The organism is Endozoicomonas sp. Mp262 (assembly GCF_025643335.1).
Classification (GTDB): Bacteria; Pseudomonadota; Gammaproteobacteria; order Pseudomonadales; family Endozoicomonadaceae; genus Endonucleibacter.
The window spans coordinates 1-21653 of sequence record NZ_CP092489.1 but is presented as its reverse complement, the minus strand read 5'-3'; the positions used below and the strand labels follow the sequence as shown (position 1 = coordinate 21653).

The 21653-nt window shown below is 46.1% G+C and carries 20 protein-coding genes; 7 read left to right on the top strand and 13 right to left on the bottom strand.

Going from position 1 to position 21653, the window contains the following annotated elements; translation table 11 throughout:
• A complete protein-coding gene (locus MJ595_RS00100) occupies positions 1–309 on the bottom strand; it encodes a GIY-YIG nuclease family protein (RefSeq protein ID WP_263080488.1) in 309 nt (102 codons plus the stop codon).
• 446 nt (positions 310–755) lie between these two features.
• Between MJ595_RS00100 and MJ595_RS00095 the strand changes: the two genes are divergently transcribed.
• On the top strand, positions 756–1184 hold the full coding sequence (locus MJ595_RS00095; RefSeq protein WP_263080487.1) for an H-NS histone family protein: 429 nt from the start codon (positions 756–758) through the stop codon (positions 1182–1184).
• 444 nt (positions 1185–1628) lie between these two features.
• Here the strand turns inward: MJ595_RS00095 and MJ595_RS00090 are convergent, their stop codons facing one another.
• A complete protein-coding gene (locus tag MJ595_RS00090; protein ID WP_263080486.1) occupies positions 1629–2354 on the bottom strand; it encodes a DsbA family protein in 726 nt (241 codons plus the stop codon).
• Positions 2355–2804: 450 nt separating this feature from the next.
• Complete coding sequence (locus MJ595_RS00085; protein WP_263080485.1) at positions 2805–3266, bottom strand: hypothetical protein; 462 nt, start codon at positions 3264–3266, stop codon at positions 2805–2807.
• Between the two features lie 279 nt (positions 3267–3545).
• Between MJ595_RS00085 and MJ595_RS00080 the strand changes: the two genes are divergently transcribed.
• On the top strand, positions 3546–4472 hold the full coding sequence (locus MJ595_RS00080; protein ID WP_263080484.1) for a LysR family transcriptional regulator: 927 nt from the start codon (positions 3546–3548) through the stop codon (positions 4470–4472).
• Between the two features lie 131 nt (positions 4473–4603).
• Here MJ595_RS00080 and nadC read toward each other — a convergent pair whose 3' ends face one another.
• The gene (nadC, locus tag MJ595_RS00075; protein WP_263080483.1) at positions 4604–5455 is read right to left on the bottom strand and encodes a carboxylating nicotinate-nucleotide diphosphorylase; all 852 of its coding nucleotides are present in this window, start codon (positions 5453–5455) and stop codon (positions 4604–4606) included.
• A gap of 63 nt (positions 5456–5518) precedes the next feature.
• On the opposite strand from nadC, the gene MJ595_RS00070 reads away from it, so the two are divergent.
• Positions 5519–7006 carry an O-antigen ligase family protein gene (locus MJ595_RS00070; protein ID WP_263080482.1) on the top strand — a complete coding sequence of 496 codons (1488 nt, stop codon included), beginning with the start codon at positions 5519–5521 and terminating at the stop codon, positions 7004–7006.
• A gap of 34 nt (positions 7007–7040) precedes the next feature.
• Here MJ595_RS00070 and lnt read toward each other — a convergent pair whose 3' ends face one another.
• From lnt to miaB, 5 genes are all read right to left on the bottom strand, one after another.
• A complete protein-coding gene (gene lnt, locus MJ595_RS00065; protein ID WP_263080481.1) occupies positions 7041–8534 on the bottom strand; it encodes an apolipoprotein N-acyltransferase in 1494 nt (497 codons plus the stop codon).
• A 23-nt stretch (positions 8535–8557) separates the two neighbouring features.
• A complete protein-coding gene (locus MJ595_RS00060) occupies positions 8558–9400 on the bottom strand; it encodes a CBS domain-containing protein (protein ID WP_263080480.1) in 843 nt (280 codons plus the stop codon).
• Positions 9401–9447: 47 nt separating this feature from the next.
• Complete coding sequence (gene ybeY / locus MJ595_RS00055) at positions 9448–9915, bottom strand: rRNA maturation RNase YbeY (RefSeq protein WP_263080479.1); 468 nt, start codon at positions 9913–9915, stop codon at positions 9448–9450.
• Positions 9912–10907, bottom strand: a complete 996-nt coding sequence (locus tag MJ595_RS00050; protein ID WP_263080478.1) for a PhoH family protein — start codon at positions 10905–10907, stop codon at positions 9912–9914. The genes ybeY and MJ595_RS00050 overlap by 4 nt, the downstream gene beginning before the upstream one ends.
• Positions 10908–11108: 201 nt before the next feature.
• Positions 11109–12458: a tRNA (N6-isopentenyl adenosine(37)-C2)-methylthiotransferase MiaB gene (miaB, locus tag MJ595_RS00045; protein WP_263080476.1), complete on the bottom strand. Its 1350-nt coding sequence runs from the start codon at positions 12456–12458 to the stop codon at positions 11109–11111.
• A gap of 376 nt (positions 12459–12834) precedes the next feature.
• Between miaB and MJ595_RS00040 the strand changes: the two genes are divergently transcribed.
• The 3 genes from MJ595_RS00040 (at position 12835) to MJ595_RS00030 (ending at position 15499) form a co-directional block, all read left to right on the top strand.
• The gene (locus tag MJ595_RS00040) at positions 12835–13158 is read left to right on the top strand and encodes a DUF1820 family protein (RefSeq protein WP_263080475.1); all 324 of its coding nucleotides are present in this window, start codon (positions 12835–12837) and stop codon (positions 13156–13158) included.
• Between the two features lie 261 nt (positions 13159–13419).
• Positions 13420–14043: a hypothetical protein gene (locus MJ595_RS00035; RefSeq protein WP_263080474.1), complete on the top strand. Its 624-nt coding sequence runs from the start codon at positions 13420–13422 to the stop codon at positions 14041–14043.
• Positions 14044–14173: 130 nt separating this feature from the next.
• Positions 14174–15499, top strand: a complete 1326-nt coding sequence (locus tag MJ595_RS00030; protein WP_263078492.1) for a transposase — start codon at positions 14174–14176, stop codon at positions 15497–15499.
• 271 nt (positions 15500–15770) lie between these two features.
• Here the strand turns inward: MJ595_RS00030 and MJ595_RS00025 are convergent, their stop codons facing one another.
• Genes MJ595_RS00025 through thiE form a run of 3 tightly spaced genes read right to left on the bottom strand, consistent with a single transcriptional unit; the run spans position 15771 to position 18419 of the window.
• On the bottom strand, positions 15771–16391 hold the full coding sequence (locus MJ595_RS00025) for a hypothetical protein (protein WP_263080473.1): 621 nt from the start codon (positions 16389–16391) through the stop codon (positions 15771–15773).
• A gap of 8 nt (positions 16392–16399) precedes the next feature.
• Entirely contained in the window at positions 16400–17695 is a 1296-nt protein-coding gene (hemL, locus tag MJ595_RS00020) for a glutamate-1-semialdehyde 2,1-aminomutase (RefSeq protein WP_263080472.1), read from the bottom strand.
• Positions 17696–17744: 49 nt separating this feature from the next.
• The gene (gene thiE, locus MJ595_RS00015) at positions 17745–18419 is read right to left on the bottom strand and encodes a thiamine phosphate synthase (RefSeq protein ID WP_263080470.1); all 675 of its coding nucleotides are present in this window, start codon (positions 18417–18419) and stop codon (positions 17745–17747) included.
• A 302-nt stretch (positions 18420–18721) separates the two neighbouring features.
• Here thiE and megL point away from each other — a divergent pair, with 302 nt between their 5' ends.
• Positions 18722–19915: a methionine gamma-lyase gene (gene megL, locus MJ595_RS00010; RefSeq protein WP_263080469.1), complete on the top strand. Its 1194-nt coding sequence runs from the start codon at positions 18722–18724 to the stop codon at positions 19913–19915.
• Between the two features lie 40 nt (positions 19916–19955).
• Here megL and radA read toward each other — a convergent pair whose 3' ends face one another.
• Entirely contained in the window at positions 19956–21329 is a 1374-nt protein-coding gene (gene radA / locus MJ595_RS00005; protein WP_263080468.1) for a DNA repair protein RadA, read from the bottom strand.
• Between the last annotated feature and the right edge of the window lie 324 nt (positions 21330–21653).

The window sequence follows — 21653 nt, the reverse complement described above, 5'->3', positions numbered from 1 at the left end:
CTAAGTATGGGGGTTGCCCCTCCAGACAGGCAGGTTTATGGATAGTGTGTGAACCTGATTATTTTTATTATCAATTTGCAGCCACTTCTGCTCTTTTGTCATTTTTTTGATGGTCATCTCCCGTCGTAATGCTGAAGAGCGGTTGTGGTTGTGTTCAAGGTAAATCAACCACTTTGGATCTCTTGACCTAAAGTATTTTGCGCCACCCATTCCTGTAAGATGTTGTCTCCAGCGTCTCTCTATATTGGTGGTGATGCCGGTGTAAATTGAGTTATCACTTGCAAGAATCATATAAACAAGCCAGTTCATAGATGCAGTTTCTGGATTTTTTGCTGATGTTTTATGTGTTTGTGAGGGTTGTGTAAGAATGAATTAAGTGTATTGTAATTTTTATAAATGAAAAAGAGGTTAAATAGCTATTATTTATTGTCTGGACAGATGGTGTTTTTTAATGTGATATTTTTTAGAATGGATGATCAGGTGGATTGATTTTGCTGTGACTGGCTGAATAATTTTTTACTTGCCAGGGTTGGAACTGGAGGGGCACCTGTGTTTATACTGTTTTGCTAGCAGGAGAACGTAAAAAAATAAGGATGAAAGCCATTTAAGAGATTAAAAAGTTGGATTTGTTATTGATTTAGGTGACGATAATAACTTTGTTCGTTATTATTTGTTTACAGAGGGGCTGGTCAATGTTAAATTGCCAAGTTTTCCAATGTTACCTCCCTTTTTTATTGAAGACTGGTTAGTAAAGAATGAATATTTTTGAAGAAGCAATTGATGTTCTTAAATCCAAGGTTCAGGTTCGCAAGCTGTTTCAGGATATGCATGCGGAAGACCTTCAGCGTGTGATTAATAGAATTGAAAGCATCTATGAAGAAAAGCTGTTGGTTCAGATGGAAGCTGAAGAAGAGCAGGCTCGCAAGAAAGAGGCTGTTGAATCCATTGTGCAGCAGATGAAAGAGCAGGGTGTGAGCTTGGAAGACCTTGAGATTGTTGCCGGTACAGTAACTACCCGCAAGCACAAGCCTCGTCAGCGTTTTATGTTTACTTATGAGACCAATGATGGTGCTGCCGTAAACTGGGAAGGTGCGACAACCGGTCGTATTCCTGCCGAATTTTCTGATTACCTGAAGCGTACAGGCAAAGATCGTAAAGATTGCATCGTTTCCGAGTTAGGCTAAGCAATCTGAATGAAGGGCTCTTACTTTTAGGGGAGCTCTTTATTTTTTTAGGTTGATTTTTATTCGATTTTTAAAAGCTGTTTTACCAGAAGTGCCTTATTATTTGTTTTTATCACTTGAAGGCTGCTTTTGTTGCTCCTATGAATGATAAGTCCAATTTTTTTGATTGGTTTGTAATTATAAATAGACTATTTTTTTGGATTTAAAGGGAGTGGTTCTGTATCAATCACATGATTACCCCTATTAGTCGGGGCTGGTCTGTATGTATTTTTATAGCTTCCTTGCTACTCTTCTTGTCAGTTGCAACCACTCCGGTGGTATCGAGCAAGCCTATTTAAGGCCCGTGAATAAGAGCCGGCATTGCCCGTAATACTCTATATTGCTTTTTATTCCGTCTTGCCCGGTCCTATGGACTTACCCAATACCCTATTTGGGTGGCGTAATTTATTGAAGTCTTTCTTTAATCATTTTCTCCAGTTGTTCTGCATCGGTAAAGCCACCCTGGATATGGTCTGGAAATACCAAGGCTGGAGTGCCCTGAATACCCAGTTGGGTTGCTAACTGAACATTGTTATCCAGTTGTTGACCGATTTTTTTGTGATCCATTTTTTTTAGCACTTCAATATCAATGTTTTCGGACTTGAACGCGGTAGCGATAGAATGACTATCGTGTCTGCCAGGTTTAGCCATCATTGTTTTGTGCAGTTTTACATAGCTTTTAGGGTCTTGCTGATAGGCTGCGAGAGCTAATGTTGCTGCTTCACGGGAGCTTTCTCCTAAAATAGGGAGGTCTTTGTAAACAATGCGAACCTCCGGGAATTTCTCCAATATGGTGTCAAGTATGGGGTCCTGGCGCTTACAGAAACCACAATTGAAGTCGGAGAAGTAGGTGATAGTGAGCTTTGGTTTTTCTGCGCCGCGATAAGGATCGTTCCTGTCCTCAAATAGTGCTTTTTTGTTCAGCTCCAGGGCCGCTTTCTGGTCTTTTAGTTGCTTTTGGTATTCCTGCTTTCGTAGTTCATTGATGGCATCGACAATGATGTCAGGATGTTCCATGAGTGTTTGGCGGATTAATTGCCGAACCTGATCCTGTTGTTCTTGGTCAAGCGTTGCTGCTTGAAGAAAAAGAGAGTGGGAAATAAGGATAAATAGAGCGAGTATTTTTTTCATTCAGTGATTTCCATAGTGCTTATTAGAGAACCTCAACAGCTCCCTGGTAAAAGGCTCAAACTTTATAATATAGATGGTGAGCTGTCTTCCTCTGTTAACATAAAATTAATAAAGAAGGTACTATTACTGTGGATTTAAGGGGTTTTTCTTACTCTGTTGAAAGCTTTGGCGTAGAATGTTTTCAACAGATTTTTTGATCAAGTTTCTGAATTTCCTGTGGATAAATGCGTTTTGTTCCCTATTTCCGAGCTTAAATAGAGTTGATTAATAAATAAACAGATGGTTGCTGGAAGAGTTCTTATTTCTTCATTGCTATCAGTATTTTCACGTTTCACTGTGTTTATCAGAAAGCATTTTCCATGGGGATAAAAAAACCTGCTTTTTATCCTTTTGAGGATGTTAAAAGCAGGTTTTTTGATCCTGATCAGGATCTCTTTATTTACAAGGCTGCTAATGGCGTGTGTCACTGGCAGGCATAAGGTTTGGGTGATTCAGCCAGTCTTCCGGAGATTCATCAACTGCATCTACAGCTTCGGCTTCAGAAAGTTCATCTCGGGTAGCAAGAACAGCCAGTTCCTTGGCAAATTTTTGCAATATGTCTATAACCTCCTCTCTGTCCGGGTTGAGGCTTTCGTCAATAGCGATTTGGAAGAGGGGGGGACCTATTGCATCCACTTCATCGCTTTTTCGCACCAGTGTCATCTTCAGCCCGGAGAATTCCTCATCACTCACTTCTGCCAGTTTGAAGGTGACGGACTGTGCATCTCTAAGAATTGACAACAATTTCAGGGCTTCAGCAGCACTGATATCGCCGGAATCTACGCAACATTCCACATACTCTCTGGCGGATAAACCGGATTCAATATAGCTGTCTACCAAGTCCTGCAGGCTCTTGTACTTGTTATGGCTCATTGGGGCCCTCCTTACACCAGTGCCTGAAAAATAGATCGCAGAAGCTCCCTTTGCGCGACCTGCCATTGAGAGCACAATTCCAGTGTACCTTATTCTTGAGTAATGTATAGGGGTAGTTACTTATTGAAGGAAAGTGATGAGCCTATATGGTTTTTTCATATCATGATTTGTGCCGGGCGCCCCATGTTGATCTGGTTATATGGATTGTACCTGTAAAGCTGCTCCTGACCGTTTTTCAATGATACTTTCCCCAAGCTGACTGATGTTGTAGCTACCAAAATGAATTTATATAGACTCAATCTAAATTTACTGCCAGGCCTGAAAGCGTTGCTTGATACGCAAAGTGTATCCAAGGCTGCCAGGCAGATGTGTGTTACACAGTCTGCCATGAGCCGGACTTTGGCGCAGTTGAGGGAAGCACTGAATGACCCGGTTCTGGTTCGTCAGGGAAATAAAATATTTCTTTCTGATAAGGCGCTATCCCTGAAAGATGATGTCAACCGGGTGGTGAATGATGCCTGTACTATCTTTGAGAACCAGCAGTTTGAGCCTGCCATTACAGAAAAAACCTTTTCTATTGCCGCAGGGCACTTTGCCCTTGAACATGTTATACCGGATATACTAAAAGAGCTTTGGCACATTGCGCCAAAGCTTAGTTTTGAGCTTATTCAGATCAGCTCGGCCTATAACGCCAAACTGCTTTCCGGTGAGGTTGACCTGGTGGTGGGTTATATTGGTCAACCTATGTCGGGTTTGAACTACGAATACCTGGTAAAGGATAGACTCTGTGCTGTAGTGGACAGGGATCATCCCTGTGCGAGGAGGCCGCTGACACCTTTGGTTCTTGGAGAGTACTCTCTGATCAGGGATGGTTCGTGGCTGGGCTGTCCCCATTTGGTAGGAGATTATCTTGACTCCCTGGGGGTGGATATCCGGATTGGAGTAAAGACACCTAATATGCCCATAGCCCTGAGTATGTTGAGGGCAACAAAAAATATCCTGGTCTGCTCTTCCAGTGCCCAGATTTTGGAAGCAGAAAGTAAGGGGATGCTATTTAAGGAGCTTCCGGGAAATGTTCCTGAAATCGAATACTACATGGCCTGGCCGGAATATTGGGAACATAACAGGGCCCACCGCTGGTTTAGGGAGTTTGTTGCCAAAAGGGTTCATAAAATCCTGGAAGAAAAATTCAGCCATGCTCTCTGATGGTGGTAGAAGGCTTTCTGGAACCACGAAGCGTTTTTGGTGTTTTCGAGGTGTCAGGAAAAAAACGCCATTACACTGACTTTCGCGATACCCTCTTCTACCCGGGAGGCCATAAAATCAGGAGTGCGGCATTATGTTTCAATAAGCCGCATAGATAGATCCACGGCCTTGCAGTCCTTGGTGAGTGCGCCAATAGAAATGCAGTCGATGCCAGTGGCTGCTATCAGAGGCAGGGTGGTTTCTGAAATACCACCTGAAGCTTCAAGAAGTGGCCGGGGCACTCCGTCTTTTTTGTTTAGCTGCACGGCTTCTTTTAGTAACTCTACGGAGAAGTTATCCAGCATAATGGTATCTGCCCCCGCTGCTCTGGCGGCCAGAAACTCTTCAATGGTTTCTACCTCTATTTCGATAACTTTGCCCGGGGCCGTTTGCCTGGCCTTGGCTACCGCTTCATGGATACCTCCACAGGCAGCAATATGGTTTTCCTTGATCAGGAAGGCATCATAAAGCCCTATTCTATGGTTGTGGCAGCCACCGGTGCGAACGGCATATTTTTGTGCCAGTCTGAGTCCCGGCAAGGTTTTGCGGGTGTCGAGGATTTTTACCCCATGGCCAGCCACCAGATTTGCAAAATGGCGTGAACGGGTTGCTGTGCCAGACAGCGTTTGCAGGAAATTCATGGCGCATCGCTCACCGGTGAGTAAGTGACGCGCGGTTCCCTGCAATCTGACCAGCTCTTGCCCGGGCTGCACGTGTTCACCTTCCTTTACTAGCCATTCCAGCTTGATTAATGGATCAATTTGTCTGAAGACTTCATCAAACCAGGGGCGGCCACAAATAATCGCCTGCTCACGACAAATGATTCCGGCTTGTTCCTGTTGAGCAGAGGGAATCAGGTTTGCAGTAATATCGCCGCTGCCAATGTCTTCCTGCAGTGCCTGGCGTACATTAATCTGGACTGTATCTTTTAATTCTGTGATCATTTTATTTGAGGCGTAAAAGGGTTATTTTGCCGATATTATAAAGACTTTTTCGGAGAAAAGGGTATGGATGCCAATTTTTCTAAAAGTCCTTTCCATCAAAGAGAAGATGGCTTTGTCAGGGTAAAAAGTTACCAGGTTTTAACCGGTTTACTGATCGGATTTATTGGCTATTCCTTTTCCGGACTGCTTTATTTTTCATTCAGTCCTGCCGGGTTTAATATAAAACGCCTGTTGCTAACCCTATTCTTTGTTGCCGTTTTAATAGTACCACTTGTTTCAGGTGCCTTTAGACAAAAGTTATACTTTCGTATTATTGAAACGCCCTTGCATCTGCGTGGTCTGTTTGGCGGTGTCATAGTGTTGGGTTTTATTTCATCGTTACTCTCTTCCTTTCCTGAACGAGGCTTGCAGGAGGTGGGGCTTTATCTGCTGTTAACACTGGCTGTCCTGGCTATTTCTATCAGTGATATTGATGAGAAAAAGCTGGTGTACGGGTTGGTATTTATCGGGGTGGCTATAGGGTTATATAGTCTGGGGTATGGTTTCAAGTATTTAATTTATCTTGATTACGGTATACATTCCTGGCCTTATTCGATTTATCAGTTTTCTAATCCCCGTGCTTTAAATCACGCCCAGGGCTGGCTGATTCCTCTATTTGCTCTATTACCTCTGTGTACTTTACCTTCTACTGAAATATTACGAAAAATTCGCTGGCTTCCTCTTGTGGCTATGTATTTTTTTATGCTGGTTTCCGGGACACGGGGCTTGCCATTAGCGTTGATGATGGCGTTTGCAGTAGCTGTTTGGTTATTTGGAGGGCTTATTCGCCCCTTGGCTCTGATTCATGCCAAAGCCTTTATGGTGGCACTGCCTGTTTATTTAGTCTTCATTCTATTAATTCCGTTTCTGGTTAATAATTCGCTTCCATTGGATCACTCTTTTTATAGAGAAAGCTATGATAATGGGCGTTTTTCATTATGGCTGATGGCTTGGGAGGCCATTAAGTCAAATGGAGTGTTTGGGCTTGGCCCACAACACTTTGTTATCTTGACAACAGACGGGCCAGCTTCTCCCCATAATAGCTTATTGCAGTGGGCCTGTGAGTGGGGAGTGCCTGCTACATTGGGCTTAACCTGGATCGTTATATGCTGTGGCTATTCTTATCAGAAAAACATGAAACAAAGAATCCGGTCAGAAAAACTCACCAGTAAACAACAATGGGTGCAGGTCGCTGTTTTTTGTTCGGTGATGACGGCGGCATTGCATTCAATGATTAGTGGTGTAATCACCACTCCACTCAGCCAAATGCTGATGATCCTGGTTATCGGAGTGGCCATCCGGTTTCATTATAAAGAGAACGTTGCAATGGTGTTGAGCTTGCCAGGCGGTATCTCCTTGTTCCGAATTGCTGTTGGTGTGATCACAGGTGCTCTAGTCGCCATATATTTCGTTATTTTTCATGGTGATTTTTTCCTGGATACTTACTCTCTTTATTATCCTTCTACCATGATGGCTCCCCGCTTTTGGCTGAATGGAGCCTTTCATATGTAAATTAGGGATGGGCTAATCAACTATTCCCTATTCCCTATTCCCTATTCCCAATATTAATACAACACAAACCCAGTAGTAGCAGACATAACGCCATAACTGGCCATGACCCGGTGACCATAAAGGGAGTATTACCCTTCATTACTGTTGCCGTTCCTCTTAGTACGCCTTTTTCAAACCGTGGAATGGTTTCAATAATTTTTCCAGAGTCGTCTATTAGTGCAGTGATACCATCATTGGTATCACGGATTAAATAGCGGCCTGTTTCCAGAGCGCGCATACGTGCCATTTGAAAGTGTTGTTCAGGACCAATAGATTTACCAAACCAGGTGTCATTGCTGATGGTGATTAACAAGCCGCTGTTACGGGCCATTTTTGCGGCAAAGTCAGGATAAACCACCTCGTAGCAAATATAGGGTGTTATGGCGATATTACCTGCCATTAAAGGTGTCTGGTCAGAAGAGCCCGCAGAGAAACTGGACATTGGCAGATTAAAAAAGGCAATCAAGCCACGTAGGAGGCTTTCCAGAGGAACATACTCACCAAAGGGAACCAGCTTTTGTTTAAAGTACTGTCCATGCCCCTGCCCAAGGGAGATAACGCCATTGTAGTACAGGGGATAGGCTGAGGTTTGCCTGTCAATGGGAAGCCCGGTAATCAGGCTGGTTCCCTGGCGCTTTGCCACCTGTTCCAGTTGTTGAATAAATCCACGGGCCTGACTGTAAAGCAAGGGAATGGCGTTTTCTGGCCAAATGATTAAATCCTGATTCCACTCATTATTGGTGAGTTCCAGATACGTTGATAATGTATTTTGAATATAGTCAGGATCCCACTTAAGGCTTTGGGGAATATTTCCCTGTATAGCACTGAAACTCATTGTTCCCGTGGGAGTGGTCCATTGTGTCTTTGACAGGGGTAATGAGGCTATCCACAGGGTTGCCAGTACCAGACTTACTAAAGCGGGTGCCAGACGCCGGGAACCTTTGGAGATAATTATGGTGGCGATGATACAACTGGATGTTACTGATAAAAAGCTCAGGCCATAGGTGCCAACCAGCGGTGCCCAGCCTGAAAAGTGGGTATCCAGCAGGGAGTAACCGGCAAATAGCCAGGGGAAGCCCGTTAACAGCCAGCTTCTGATCCACTCGAATATCACCCATAACGCTGAAAAGGTAAGTGCCTGCCGCCAGGGTGCGGTAATAGTCCTGCGGTGGGTAATCCAGCTATATAACCAGAAACAAGGGGCTATAAACAGGATTGACATGCAGGCAACAAATAGCACTGTCAACAACGCAGCAAGGGGAATGGGGGCAGAGCCGAACTGATGGATACTGACATAAATCCAGGAAGTTCCGGTGCCAAACATACCCATGCCAAATAAAAAGCCATTGATCAGCGCTTTTTTGGGTGAGTTGTTCCGGTTCACAAGAAAGGCAACAGCAAGAGCCAGCATTAAAACCGGCCAGAAATTAAATGGGCTGAAACCGAGGGGAATCAAAGACCCTGATAAAAGTGATATCAGGGCAGGCATTAAATAGGATTGTTTTTTTAACATTAACAAGGACTGACCCGTAACAACCTGATACGACGACCATCTGAGTTTAATACGTCAAACCGGAATCCACTCATCTCAACGGACTCATTGCGTTTGGGCATATGGCCGAATTCCTGCATGATAATTCCGCCAATGGTATCAAACTCATCATCCCTGAAGTGGGTCTTGAAGTGTTCATTAAAATCTTCGATGGGGGTGAGCGCCTTGACAATAAAGGTCTTTTCAATCTCATTGACAGGCTTGATGTAATTGTCTTCTTCTATATCGTGTTCATCTTCAATGTCACCCACGATTTGTTCCAGCACGTCCTCAATAGTCACCAGACCGGCAACGCCACCAAACTCGTCAATGACAATGGCCATATGATTGCGATTGGTACGAAACTCCCGAAGAAGAACATTTAAACGCTTGCTTTCGGGAATGAATGTAGCAGGTCGCAAATGATCCTTAATATTGAACTTGCCAGTCTGCAAAATCATAGGGATAAGGTCTTTGGCCAGCAATATGCCAATCACCTCATCCTTGGTGTCACCGATCACTGGAAAACGGGAATGGGCGGATTCTATGATTTTAGGCAGAAACTCCTTCGGCTCCTGACCCTCCTCAACGCATACCATCTGGGAGCGGGGAATCATTACCTCCCTGACCTGCATATCTGCAACTTGTACTGCGCCCTCAATAATGCTGAGAGCTTCCTGGTCCAGCATACCCTTGCTTCCGGCATCCCTCAGTAACATCAAGATGTCGTTGCGGTTGCGGGGATCCTGGATGAAAAGCCGTGATAGTTTTTCAAACCAGGTTTGTGGAGGCTGTTCGCCCCCCATCGAATTGCCGTCGTTCATTACCCTCTGCTTTCTCCGGGGCTTACTGCTTTGATAATAGATGATGACTAACAGTCATCATCCTGATAAGGGTTTGGGTAGCCCAGTTTCTTTAGAATCTGGATTTCCAGGGATTCCATTTCTTCTGCCTGGTGGTCTTCAATATGATCATAGCCAAGCAGATGTAAAGTGCCATGTACCACCATATGAGCCCAGTGTGCAGCCAGTTGTTTTTCCTGCTGTCGAGCTTCTTTTTCAACCACAGGGGCGCAAATAACCAGATCCCCCAGCAATGGCAGCTCCAGTTCAGGCGGTAGCTCCGAAGGGAAAGACAGCACATTGGTTGGGCCGGTTTTATTACGCCATTGCTGGTTCAGGTCTGCACCTTCTTCTATATCGACAATGCGCAGGCTGATTTCAGCGTGATCGCGGTGTTGGCCAACAGCTGCTGTTGCCCACTGCTCAAAATCTTGCTGAGAGGGTAGTGACTGGCTGGAGCTGGCAATTTGCAGGTCAACCTGAACATGGGTGCTCATTGCTTCTCTCCGGACCGGTCATGGCGATCATAGGCTTGAACAATTCGCTGAACCAGCGGATGGCGGACTACATCCTTGGCCGTAAACCAGGTGAAGCCAATGCCATCGACATCCTTGAGTACATCGATACCATTGGCAAGGCCGGAACGGGTTCCCCTGGGCAAGTCCACCTGGGTGATATCGCCTGTAACCACAGCGGTTGAGCCAAAGCCAATTCGGGTAAGGAACATTTTCATTTGTTCCTGGGTGGTGTTTTGGGACTCATCCAGAATGATAAAGGAGTTATTCAGGGTTCGGCCACGCATATAAGCCAGGGGCGCCACTTCAATAACATTTTTATCAATCAGTTTTTCTACTTGCTCAAAGCCCAGCATTTCATAGAGCGCATCATAGAGAGGGCGCAGATAAGGGTCTATTTTTTGAGACAGATCCCCGGGCAGGAAGCCCAGTTTTTCTCCGGCTTCAACGGCGGGGCGAACCAGCAGAATCCGGCGCACTTTTTCTTCCAGCAAAGCCTGAACGGCACAGGCCACAGCCAAATAGGTTTTACCTGTACCGGCAGGGCCAATGCCGAAGTTGATATCATGTTGCAGAATGGATTTAACGTAACGCTGCTGATTGTGTCCCCTGGGGGTAATGGTTCCTTTTCTTGTTCTCAGGGTGACGGGCTGTTCATTTTCCTGAGTCAGGTCTGAGACCGACTCAATGGCGGATTCCTGCAGGAACAGGTGAACGGTATCAGGGGTGAGTTCTTCCTGTTTACCTGTTTCCCGGTAAAGGTGAGTGAGGATTTCACGAGTGGCATGAGCCCGGCCGTTGTCTCCAGTTACCGTGAAGGCATTACCACGGTTTCTGATGTTGACACCCAGTCGTTCTTCAATTTGTTTTAAGTGCTGGTTGAATTGTCCACAAAGTTCTGCGAATCGCCGTGTATCTTCAGGTTCGAGGGTGAATCGACAAATATCCCCTTCAATATTTTGGTGTGCGTTCAAGTTTTGTAATCAGCCTTTACTGCAAATCCCGTATTTAAGCATATACTGCCCGTAAGTTCATGCAAAGCATACCAACAAAAAAACCAATGAGTACATTGGTTTTTTTGTGAACATTCGGGTTGTGGATTTATTGTGCAGATACAGTGAATATAGGGAATTATAGGGAGTGGTCATTCCCTATAATTCTCCTTCATTAACCTACTAAGCTACCTGATCCAGTTCAGAATTGAGCAGCTTGCCTCTCAGTGAGTGAGGGAGTGCCTCTATTATTTCCACATTGGCAAAGTGACTGATCAGGCGGGGATCATCACACTGGAAGTTGACCACCCGGTTGCACTCTGTTCTACCGGTTAACTGCCCTGGGTCTTTCTTGGAATAGCCTGTCACCAGAATCCGCTGGGTGGTTCCCACAAGGCGTCTGCTGATTTGCATAACATGCTGGTTGATACGGTCCTGAAGGATTTTTAAACGCTGTTTTTTAACGTCCATAGGAATATCATCAGGCATATCCGATGCCGGTGTGCCGGGCCGTTTGCTATAGATAAAGCTGAAGGACGCATCAAAGCCGATGTCAGCGATCAGGTTCATGGTGTCTTCAAAGTCTGTATCGCTTTCCCCCGGGAAGCCTACGATAAAGTCGGAGGACATGCTAAGTTCGGGGCGGATCTTGCGAAGCCTGCGAATCTTGGACTTGTATTCCAGCGTGGTGTGATCCCGCTTCATCATGGCCAGAATTCGGTCGGAACCGCTTTGCACTGGCAGGTGCAGGTGGCTGACCAGTTCCGGAACATCCGCATAAACATTAATCAGGCTTTCTGAAAACTCCATGGGATGGGAGGTGGTAAAGCGGATTCGGTCAATGCCATCAATGGCGGCCACAACGGTGATAAGTTCAGCCAGGTCACAGGATGAACCATCATGCTTTTCCCCGCGATAGGCGTTGACATTCTGGCCCAGCAGGTTGATCTCCCTGACACCCTTTTCGGCCAGGCCCAGGCATTCTGCCAGGACATCATCCATGGGTCGGCTGACTTCTGCACCACGGGTATAGGGAACAATGCAGTAAGTGCAGTATTTGCTACAACCTTCCATGATGGAGACAAAGGCTGTGGGGCCATCCACACTGGGCTCGGGCAGCCGGTCAAATTTTTCAATTTCCGGGAAGGTAACATCCACCACAGGAACATGATGGCTCTTTGATGCATCAATCATTTCTGGCAGACGGTGCAGGGTCTGGGGGCCAAAGACAACATCAACATGAGGGGCTCTCTTTCTGATGGCCTCACCTTCCTGGCTGGCAACGCAGCCACCCACGCCGATGACCAGATCCGGTTTGTTTTCTTTCAGGCGTTTCCAGCGTCCCAGCTGATGGAACAGCTTTTCCTGGGCTTTCTCCCGCACAGAGCAGGTGTTAACCAGCAGGACATCCGCCTCTTCCGGGTTGTCAGTCAGTTCCAGGGTATGGGTTTCGCCGAGCAGGTCTGCCATGCGAGCAGAATCGTACTCGTTCATCTGGCAGCCGTGGGTTTTGATAAAAAGTTTTTTAGTCATTTCAGATGGCAAAGCGACGGCCTATCGTTCAGGAGACACCCGGGAGGCTGATCGAGAATAGTGATCCTCGCTACGGACACTTAAATCTCACAGTCTCCCAGGCTCTGTTGACATAAGATTGCCAGGCGCAACCTTAGCCAATAAAACCTACAAACAGGAACCTGTAGCTTCCAGGAAGCTACAGTCCAAAGTAAAAATAGTTGAGCAAAAGCATTATAGCCATGCCCTGCGGGAGGTGGTAGTGGAATAACAGGGTATTGTTACATATTGAATTGGGAGACAACGCAGCACAGGGAGGACGTGTTTGTGATATCCTTCTGCCTTATTCGGGCATCAGTGCAATGGTGCTCTCCGTTCAGATAGGTAGTCAGAGTCAATGTCGACTAAACAGATTTTTCGTGTGATTTTTGAAAATCAGGGTGAAGTATTTGAGGTTTATGCCCGCCAGATCTTTCAGAGTGAACTCTGGGGATTTATAGAAGTTGAAGAGTTTGTATTTGGCGAACGTAGCCAGCTGCTGGTAGATCCCTCTGAAGAAAAACTGAAAAATGCATTTGATGGTGTCAAGCGTAGTTATATTCCCTTGAACAGCATTGTACGCATTGATGAGGTTGAGAAGGAAGGTGCAGCTAAGGTAGTAGACTCCAAAGGCAATAACGTTAAACCTTTTCCTATTCCACCTGCTCCCCATAGTGTCTGACAGGGGTATCCAAAATTCGCGTAATACCCTCCGCCGTCCCGGTGGGGGTGCTGATGACCGGTCTGAAAGACTGGCTATTCAGGCGACTTGATGGGTTTATGTTTTTTTGAGGAAACCCGTCAACATTTTGTGAAAATCAAGGCTGAATTTGTAAGTGCTCAAAGCTTGTCCAGGCTTTGTTAAAAAATACCAGATGTCTCTTTTAAAGCCTTTATCGGAAAGGTATTACCTGACAGAAAGGTTGAACGATTTAGTGAAGATATGCACAGGGATGAAGAAAAAAGGGATGAAAGTGCTGCTAAAAAAGAAGAAGTGGCTATCGTTGTTGATAAAGATGACCGTTTATTACCGGATGATAAGCTCGGTGAAGGTAATTTAGAAGAGGAAACACAGGTCGTTGTTGAGAGTGAAAATAAAGATTTATTATCGGATGATGAGTTTGACAAAGAGGAAATAGAAGCAAAAGAAGATGTTTTTAGTGAGTGTAGGCGTCTTGCCCGTGAAAGGATTGAAATAGAGGAAGTTCTTCGTGACTTGTGGATAGGTGCTGAGAGACCTAGTACTAATAAAAAAGCCGAAGTACCTGGCATTGTTACTAAAAAAATTAAAGAGCTGGTTAAAAAAGAGTGGAGTAAAGATAGGTTAAATAGTCTATTGGATACAATGGATAAAGATAATGAAACTCTTTCTGATTATGCGAATGCATGCAAGAAAACTTTTATAGATTATGGGAGATTGCTGGCAGCTGAGCCAGCCTGGGGTTTTCTGGAGAAGTATATTAAAGGTGAGATTGATAAAGGTGTGCTTGAGAGAGAATTGTCGGGGCAATATAAACCGTTTAGTTTTGAAGATGTTCGTATTAAAAGAATTATGGGTATGTTATGAACGATTATTTTTCATTCTAAATAAATTATATATTTCCATAAATAACTCGACTTTAGAGTTACCAAAGAACAATAGTACGATTTTCATCTGAAATCGGTTAATAGCAACCATCTCCAAACAAAATACAAAGATGGTTGCTATGCTCACTTCAGATCATAAAGAGATCCTCCGGGAGCTTGCCTTATATACAACGTTTCTTGCTTCAGCGCTATCCCCAACAGCAGTACCTACGTTCTGCGAACTTCTTTTTGGCTGCATGCTATCCGGGCAAGGCTTTGTCACTCAGGCGCTGTTATCTATTAATAACTTTCAATGCGTATGGAGCAGTTACCACCATTGGCTCTCTCAAGGCAAGTGGCGGTGGAGGAGCCTCGCATGCCGGCTCATTCAGCTGGTATGCTCAAAAGTACCACGGGGTGAACTTATCAACATTGGTCTTGATGATTGGGTGGTGGAGCGTTTTTCTGACAAGGCTCCCGCTTGCCGAACCCATCACCAGCACAGTAAAAAAAGGAACCGGCCAACGTATATCTGGGGACAATGCTGGGTATCCCTGGCTGTTGTATTTGAGCGGGCTAAAGATGAAGTATTTACTGCCATCCCTGTGCTTTCCTTTCCATCTCCTGCTTCAGGCAATGCCAGTAAGCTAAAAATCGCTGTTGCCATGCTAAAAGTAGTGAGGCAAGAGGTGAAGGTGCAAGGACTGCGCTTGCTGACAGACTGTTGGTATATGAACTGGACGCTAATGCAACCCGTTCTGGAAATGGGCTATGAAGTAGTAGGGCAAATCCCGTTAAACCGGGCATTGTATGCCTTACCGTTGGAGTCCACTGCAAAAAAACGTGGGCGACCCAAAAAGTATGGCATCAAAATGACGCCCCCGGAAGTGGAGAAGCTACCGGAATATCAAACAACCGTAAGAATATACGGCAGATTTCGAAAGATACGTTATCGCACCCGGGTATGTCGGGCTCGCTTCCTGAAAGGCCGCAAGGTTCGGGTTGTCTGGGGTCGGTTTGAAAATGATAAAGGACTGACAGAAAGCCGTATATTCATTGCAACCAATACTGGACTTGAAGGTATAGACATCCTTCGTATTTATGCGAAAAGATGGCCGGTTGAACCCATGTTTCAGCAAATTAAACATTCATTTGGTTGCCGCCAGTTATGGCAGCAAAAGCTGAGAACTCTGTTGCGGTGGATGCATCTGAAGATGGCTGGATACGCATTATTGCAACTGTTGACCGTCTGTAAAAATCAAGCAAGCGTGGGCATTTCAAGGATTCCTTGGCGGGATCAGGATACAACCACCGCTGGCATGCTAAGATTTGCACTCGCAGGAATTATCCCCAGATTACCTATTCGTGAGGGCTGGAACCGATATAGCCAAAAATATGAGTTCAATTTTAATAGTTTGACTGACGGAATAGTCAAAGAAAAGAAAAAAGCGGCATAAATAGCGGCAACAACGCAATAATCAAGAATAATACCGAATCTGAAAAAACGTTTGGATGTATTTTTGCACACAATTTTTAAAATATAACCAAACGTTCATGTCATACTAACTCTAAAGTTAAGCATAAATAATAGTATGTAAGCATTTTGCCTTGTGAATATCCAAAAAACTGAAAGTTTGAGCAGCTCGGTTAAAAATAAAGGGAATGGAGAATTGAAAATAGCAGGATTCTCCCTATTCCCTATTCCCTATTCCCTATTCCCTGGTCACCCTAATGCTCTGGCTGAGGATAAGTGACCCGCAGGGCGAGGTACATACCCGTGCTAAGCAACAGGTTCCCCAAACCAATAAAGTATCGGAATAGATCAAGCCTGAGGTATCCAAGCAGGGTGCCTTCGTTGCCGATAATAAGCCCCCCTACAAAGTAAGCACCTATGGCTGTCAGGATCATAATCCGGGGGCCGAAATCCAGCTGGGATTTTATTATAAAATACAGGGTGGCGCAGATGGCCAGGGCCAGCTGGATATCTCTATATAAAAGTTCCAGTCCATACCAGCGGGATATTTCGTATAGCAGGCAGACGGTCAATATAAGGCGTCCCCAGGCAGCCTTGCTCCACGATTTGGCAGATAAGCCCAAACAGAGTGCAATACTCACCAAGGGGGGAGACATATAGGTGGCAATATTGGTTAACATATCATGGGGAGCTGCCCAGATATCTGAGACACCATAGCGGAGGCTACCCATGGTGGCGGCCAGGGCCATTAATAAAAAGCCCAGCAGTGCCATTACCCCGGATAAACGATGTATTTGTGCCAGTGCCTTCTGCTGGGCCAGAAGAAAAACGGAAAAGATGCTGGCAAAAGCCAGCATTGCATCAGATATTGCCAAAGAACTCATCATCTACTGTTTTCAAATAGTGAGATAAACGCCCTTTCAGCTGCGTTGAGAGTAAATTCAATTTCATCATCGCCATGGGCATTGGATATAAAGCCTGCTTCGAAGGCTGAAGGGGCCAGATAGACACCTTCGTTAAGCATTGCATGGAAAAAGTCAGCATAACGCTGGCTGTTACAGGCCATAACCTGGTCGAACCGTTCAACGGAAGGCTGTTCTGTGAAGAACAGGCCGAACATGCCACCCACCTGTGAGGTGATAAAAGGAACACCCACCTTCCGGGCTTTGTCTTTCAGTCCGGCCAGCAGTATTGAAGCCTTTTCTGAGAGTGTTTGATGGAAGCCAGGAGCTAGCAGGTTTTTAAGGGTGGCAACACCTGCCGCCATCGCCAGGGGATTACCGGACAATGTACCCGCCTGGTAAACAGGCCCCAGTGGTGCCAGGTGTTCCATAATATCTTTACGGCCACCAAAGGCACCCACAGGCAATCCGCCACCGATAATTTTACCCAGGGTAGTAAGATCGGGTTTTACGTCGTAGTACTGTTGGGCACCGCCAAGGGCAACACGAAATCCGGTCATAACCTCATCGAAAATCAATACACTTCCATAGTCATCACAGACCTTACGCAAACCTTCCAGGAATCCCGGCTTGGGTGGAATGCAGTTCATGTTACCTGCCACGGGTTCCACAATAATGCAGGCAATTTCTGTTCCAATCTCTCTAAAGGTGTTTTCTATATTGTCAATATCGTTGTAGGTCAGGGTGATGGTGTTTTCCGCCACAGGGGCAGGTACGCCTGGTGAACTGGGAACCCCCAGGGTCAGGGCACCGGAGCCCGCCTTCACCAGTAAGGAATCTGAATGGCCATGATAACAGCCTTCAAACTTCACTATTTTATCGCGTCCGGTAAAGCCCCGGGCCAGTCGAATGGCACTCATGGTGGCTTCAGTGCCGGAGTTGACCATTCTTAACAGCTCCATGGATGGCACTATTTCCCGGACCAGGCAGGCCAGGGTGGTTTCCAGCTCAGTGGGAGCGCCAAAGCTGAGACCTTCCTGAGCCTGGGCTCGAACGGCATCAACCACGTCAGGGTGGTTATGGCCAAGGATCATGGGTCCCCAGGAGCCTACATAATCAACCAGTTTCCGGTCATCGGCATCGGTTAGCCATGCACCCCTGGCCCGCTTGAAGAAAACCGGTTTGCCACCGACGCCCTTGAATGCTCGAACGGGAGAGTTAACACCGCCGGGTATGATTTTCTGTGCATCTTCAAATAGTTCGACGGAACGGGACATGCTGGCTCCTTATTTTTAAACACTTAGACATCATGAACAGGCAGATAGTTTATTTTTTTAGACCAGTACCTGTTTCCGGGCCTGCCATTCCTTGATGATTTCCTGGAAATAACCGGGTGAACTCTCGGGCGCGATACTGAATATCAGGTGCAGAAAACAGGTTGTTGACAACCGCAACCATATCTGCGCCTGCCGTAATAATGTCTGGAGCATTATCCACAGTAATACCCCCTATGGCTACAATAGGATGGTCAAAGCTTGTCCGAACTTCCGATAGCAGGGAGAGAGGGGCAGCCTTGGCCTCAGGTTTGGTGACTGATGGGAAAAAGCGACCAAAGGCAAGGTAATCAACACCCTGTTCTACCGCCGCCTTGGCCTGGGCAATAGAGTTTTCTGCGCTGATACCAATAATCGCATAGTCACCCAGGCGTTTTCTGGCATTCTCGATAGTATCGTCTTGTTGGCCAAGATGAACGCCATCAGCCTCCACTTCGGCAGTGAGTTCTATATCATCATTAATGATCAGTAATGCCTGGTAGCGATGGCAAAGTGCTTTCAGGGCACCCGCCTGGCGGACGCGCCTGGCGTGATCCTGACTTTTATCCCGGTATTGCAGTACTCTCATGCCACCAATTAAAGCCAGCTCAACTGTTTCCATCAGGGTCTTGTCATCAGGCTGAAGCTGGCAGTCAGTGATGCCGTATAGACCTTTTAACCTGTGCATCGTTGTTTATCCCTGTCCGATCAAAGAAAATGTCGATGGATTATAACAGCTTGCCGCTAATTATGATTATTTTACGATCGCTGTTCTGCTTAGGGGCTGTTGATGTTTGCTCGTGTGCTCAGCCAAAACCAGCGGTTCCGTGCCGTCGTTGCAGTAGCTTGAAAGACGTGAGTATTCCTGCGCTACTGCGTCTAGCCACGAAACCGCTGGTTTTGGCTGAGCACACGAGCAAACGTCAACAGCCCCTAACCACAGTTTGATAATCCTGTTGATGTCTATATCAATTTCAGGGGGATGATTCTATGAGCGAAAAAAAACAAATGGGTTTTGATACCAAAGCCATTCATACCGGTTATAAGCCAAAAGAACACCAAATGGCATTAAACCCACCGGTTTATATGACATCGACTTATGCCTTTAATAATGTTCAGCATGGCGCAGATCTTTTTGCCGGTGCCCAGAAAGGTCATTTTTATAGCCGGATTTCCAACCCGACGGTCAGTGTCCTTGAATCCCGTCTTGCGGCTTTGGAGGGAGCAGAAGATGCCATTGCCACTGCATCAGGGATGGGCGCCATTTCAGCATTATGCTGGACCCTGCTAAAAGCCGGTGATGAGATCGTTGCAGATAAAACACTTTATGGTTGTACCTTTGCTTATTTCCAGCATGGCCTTAGCCGTTTTGGTGTCAATATCAAATGGGTGGATATGGCCAACATTCGGGAAGCCAAAGAAGCCATTACCGCTAAAACCCGAATGGTGTATTTTGAGACACCGTCTAATCCAAATCTTGGGCTGGTGGATATCAAGGCAATCAGTGCCCTTGCTCATCAATACGAAAACTGTCGTGTTGTTGTGGATAACACCTTTGCAACACCAGTATTGCAAAATCCCCTGATGATGGGGGCTGACTTTGTTGTTCACTCCATTACCAAATACCTGGGCGGTCATGGTGATCTGATTGCCGGTTGTGTGGCAGGGCGCGCTGATGAAATCAGTGAAGTGCGTTTGGTGGGTGTGAAAGATATGACTGGCGCCTCCCTGACTCCATTACATGCCCATCTAATCATGAGGGGACTGAAAACCCTGTCCATGCGTGTAGAGCGTCACTGTGATAATGCCGAAGTTATTGCTGACTATCTATCCAGGCATCCTAAAATCGAAACTGTCTACTATCCCGGGCTAAAATCCCACCCTCAATATGAACTGGCCTGTCAGCAAATGAAGCGGGGCGGCGGAATGATCTGCTTTGAGCTAAAAGGCGGACTGGATCACGGTGTCAGACTGATGAACCACCTTAATCTGATTACTCTGGCGGTGAGCCTGGGAGATGCTGAATCACTGATTGAGCACCCGGCATCAATGACACACTCTGCATATACGCCGGAAGAGCGTCGTGCCTTTGGCATCAGTGATGGACTGGTCAGGCTTTCTGCCGGATTGGAAAACAGTGAGGATATCCTGGCTGATTTGGATCAGGCTCTGGCCCAACTCTAGGAAAAAGTGAGAAGGAGATAATCTCCTTCTCTGTAAACGCCTAAATGGCATCAAGCGCTTCTGATAGCTTGTTAATAGCGATAACGGTTAATCCCTCAATGGGTTTTCGGGGCTTATTGGCGGCAGGAACAATGGCTTTTTTAAAGCCGTGTTTTGCCGCTTCAATAAGTCGCTCCTGACCGTTGGCCACCGGACGTATTTCTCCGGCCAGCCCCACCTCACCAAAGGCAACCAGATCCTGGGGAAGCGGTGTATCCCTCAGACTGGAAATTACTGCCAGTAGGCCAGCAAGGTCTGCACTGGTTTCTGTGACCTTGACTCCCCCAACCACATTAAGAAATACATCCTGGTCACTGGTGAAAATGCCACCATGACGGGTGAGAATCGCAAGCAGCATGGCCAGCCGGTTTTGATCCAGTCCTACGGTTACACGACGCGGGTTGCCTAACTGGGACTCAACCACCAGTGCCTGTATTTCTACCAGTAGAGGGCGAGTGCCTTCCCATAGCACACTGATAATACTGCCTGAAGTGGGTTCAGGTGTTCTGGAGAGAAAAATAGCCGAAGGGTTTTTGACTTCCTTGAGTCCTTTTTCGGTCATGGCAAAAATGCCCAGTTCATTGACCTGACCAAAACGGTTTTTAGTGGCTCGCATAATTCTAAAGCGCGAATCATCGGTGTTTCCCAGCATCAGTTGGGTATCAATAATATGGGAAAGGGTCATTGGGCCTGCCAGGGAGTTATCCTTGGTCACATGCCCAACAATTAATAGAACAGTTCCCGTCTGCTTGGCAAAACGGGTCAGGAATGCCGCTGACTCCCGCACTTGTGCCACCCCGCCGGGGGCTGAGTCAACACCGTTCATATACATCACCTGAATGGAGTCGATAACGATAATGCCCGGCTTTTCCTGCTCGGCAATGGCCACGATATTTTCTGAGGAGGTTTCTGCCAGCATTTTTAACTGGTCACTGGGTAATCCCAGTCGGCTGGCCCGTGCGGCAATTTGTTGCATGGACTCCTCTCCGGAAACGTAGAGCGCGGTCATGTCTTTGGCAACATGGCAAAGGATTTGCAGCAGGATGGTACTTTTGCCCGCGCCCGGATGACCGCCAATCAAGATGGCGCTACCTTTTACAAAACCACCGCCCAGCACCCGGTCAAATTCTGTCATTCCGCTGGAGAAGCGGGGGGCTTCTTCAATATCCACTTCACTGAGAAGTTTGATATTGGAAAGCGTGCCGGCAAATCCTGCCTTGTTTCCGGCAGCGATTGAAGGTGAGGATGCAGGACCAAGGTTTACCTCTTTAAAGGTATTCCAGGCCTTGCAGTCGGGACACTGTCCTTGCCACTTGGCGGACTCGCTACCACACTCAGTACAAACGTATGCTTTTCTTGATTTGGGTTTGGCCATGCTTAACCTGAATGAAAATTCTAATGTTATACCAGAGAACCGTTTCCTGAAAAAATGGCTGAGCACACGAGCAAACGTCAACAGCCCCTAGGATAAATAATTTTTCAAATAATATTCATGGTATTCGTTTTTACTCTGCAAACATGAATTTGAATACGTACTATGAAAAGGTAATCTTTGTTATTTGCTTATTTTAATCTGCTTTTTAGTAGAATAATCTGTCAACTGGGTATTTTAGGTGTTTTATCTGGTTTTTCGTATTTTGACCGAATTAGATCAATTTTTAACAAAAGGTAACGTGCGGGTGTCTTAGGTCAATAAATC

Coding starts and splice junctions, on each gene's coding strand:
- MJ595_RS00085 (WP_263080485.1), bottom strand. CDS start 3,266: ATGAGCCATAACAAGTACAAGAGCCTGCAGGACTTGGTAGACAGCTAT.
- MJ595_RS00095 (WP_263080487.1), top strand. CDS start 756: ATGAATATTTTTGAAGAAGCAATTGATGTTCTTAAATCCAAGGTTCAG.
- miaB (WP_263080476.1), bottom strand. CDS start 12,458: ATGACTAAAAAACTTTTTATCAAAACCCACGGCTGCCAGATGAACGAG.
- nadC (WP_263080483.1), bottom strand. CDS start 5,455: ATGATCACAGAATTAAAAGATACAGTCCAGATTAATGTACGCCAGGCA.
- radA (WP_263080468.1), bottom strand. CDS start 21,329: ATGGCCAAACCCAAATCAAGAAAAGCATACGTTTGTACTGAGTGTGGT.
- MJ595_RS00090 (WP_263080486.1), bottom strand. CDS start 2,354: ATGAAAAAAATACTCGCTCTATTTATCCTTATTTCCCACTCTCTTTTT.
- MJ595_RS00100 (WP_263080488.1), bottom strand. CDS start 309: ATGAACTGGCTTGTTTATATGATTCTTGCAAGTGATAACTCAATTTAC.
- ybeY (WP_263080479.1), bottom strand. CDS start 9,915: ATGAGCACCCATGTTCAGGTTGACCTGCAAATTGCCAGCTCCAGCCAG.
- thiE (WP_263080470.1), bottom strand. CDS start 18,419: ATGCACAGGTTAAAAGGTCTATACGGCATCACTGACTGCCAGCTTCAG.
- MJ595_RS00070 (WP_263080482.1), top strand. CDS start 5,519: ATGGATGCCAATTTTTCTAAAAGTCCTTTCCATCAAAGAGAAGATGGC.
- hemL (WP_263080472.1), bottom strand. CDS start 17,695: ATGTCCCGTTCCGTCGAACTATTTGAAGATGCACAGAAAATCATACCC.
- MJ595_RS00035 (WP_263080474.1), top strand. CDS start 13,420: ATGCACAGGGATGAAGAAAAAAGGGATGAAAGTGCTGCTAAAAAAGAA.
- MJ595_RS00040 (WP_263080475.1), top strand. CDS start 12,835: ATGTCGACTAAACAGATTTTTCGTGTGATTTTTGAAAATCAGGGTGAA.
- MJ595_RS00030 (WP_263078492.1), top strand. CDS start 14,174: ATGGTTGCTATGCTCACTTCAGATCATAAAGAGATCCTCCGGGAGCTT.
- lnt (WP_263080481.1), bottom strand. CDS start 8,534: ATGCCTGCCCTGATATCACTTTTATCAGGGTCTTTGATTCCCCTCGGT.
- megL (WP_263080469.1), top strand. CDS start 18,722: ATGAGCGAAAAAAAACAAATGGGTTTTGATACCAAAGCCATTCATACC.
- MJ595_RS00080 (WP_263080484.1), top strand. CDS start 3,546: ATGAATTTATATAGACTCAATCTAAATTTACTGCCAGGCCTGAAAGCG.
- MJ595_RS00060 (WP_263080480.1), bottom strand. CDS start 9,400: ATGAACGACGGCAATTCGATGGGGGGCGAACAGCCTCCACAAACCTGG.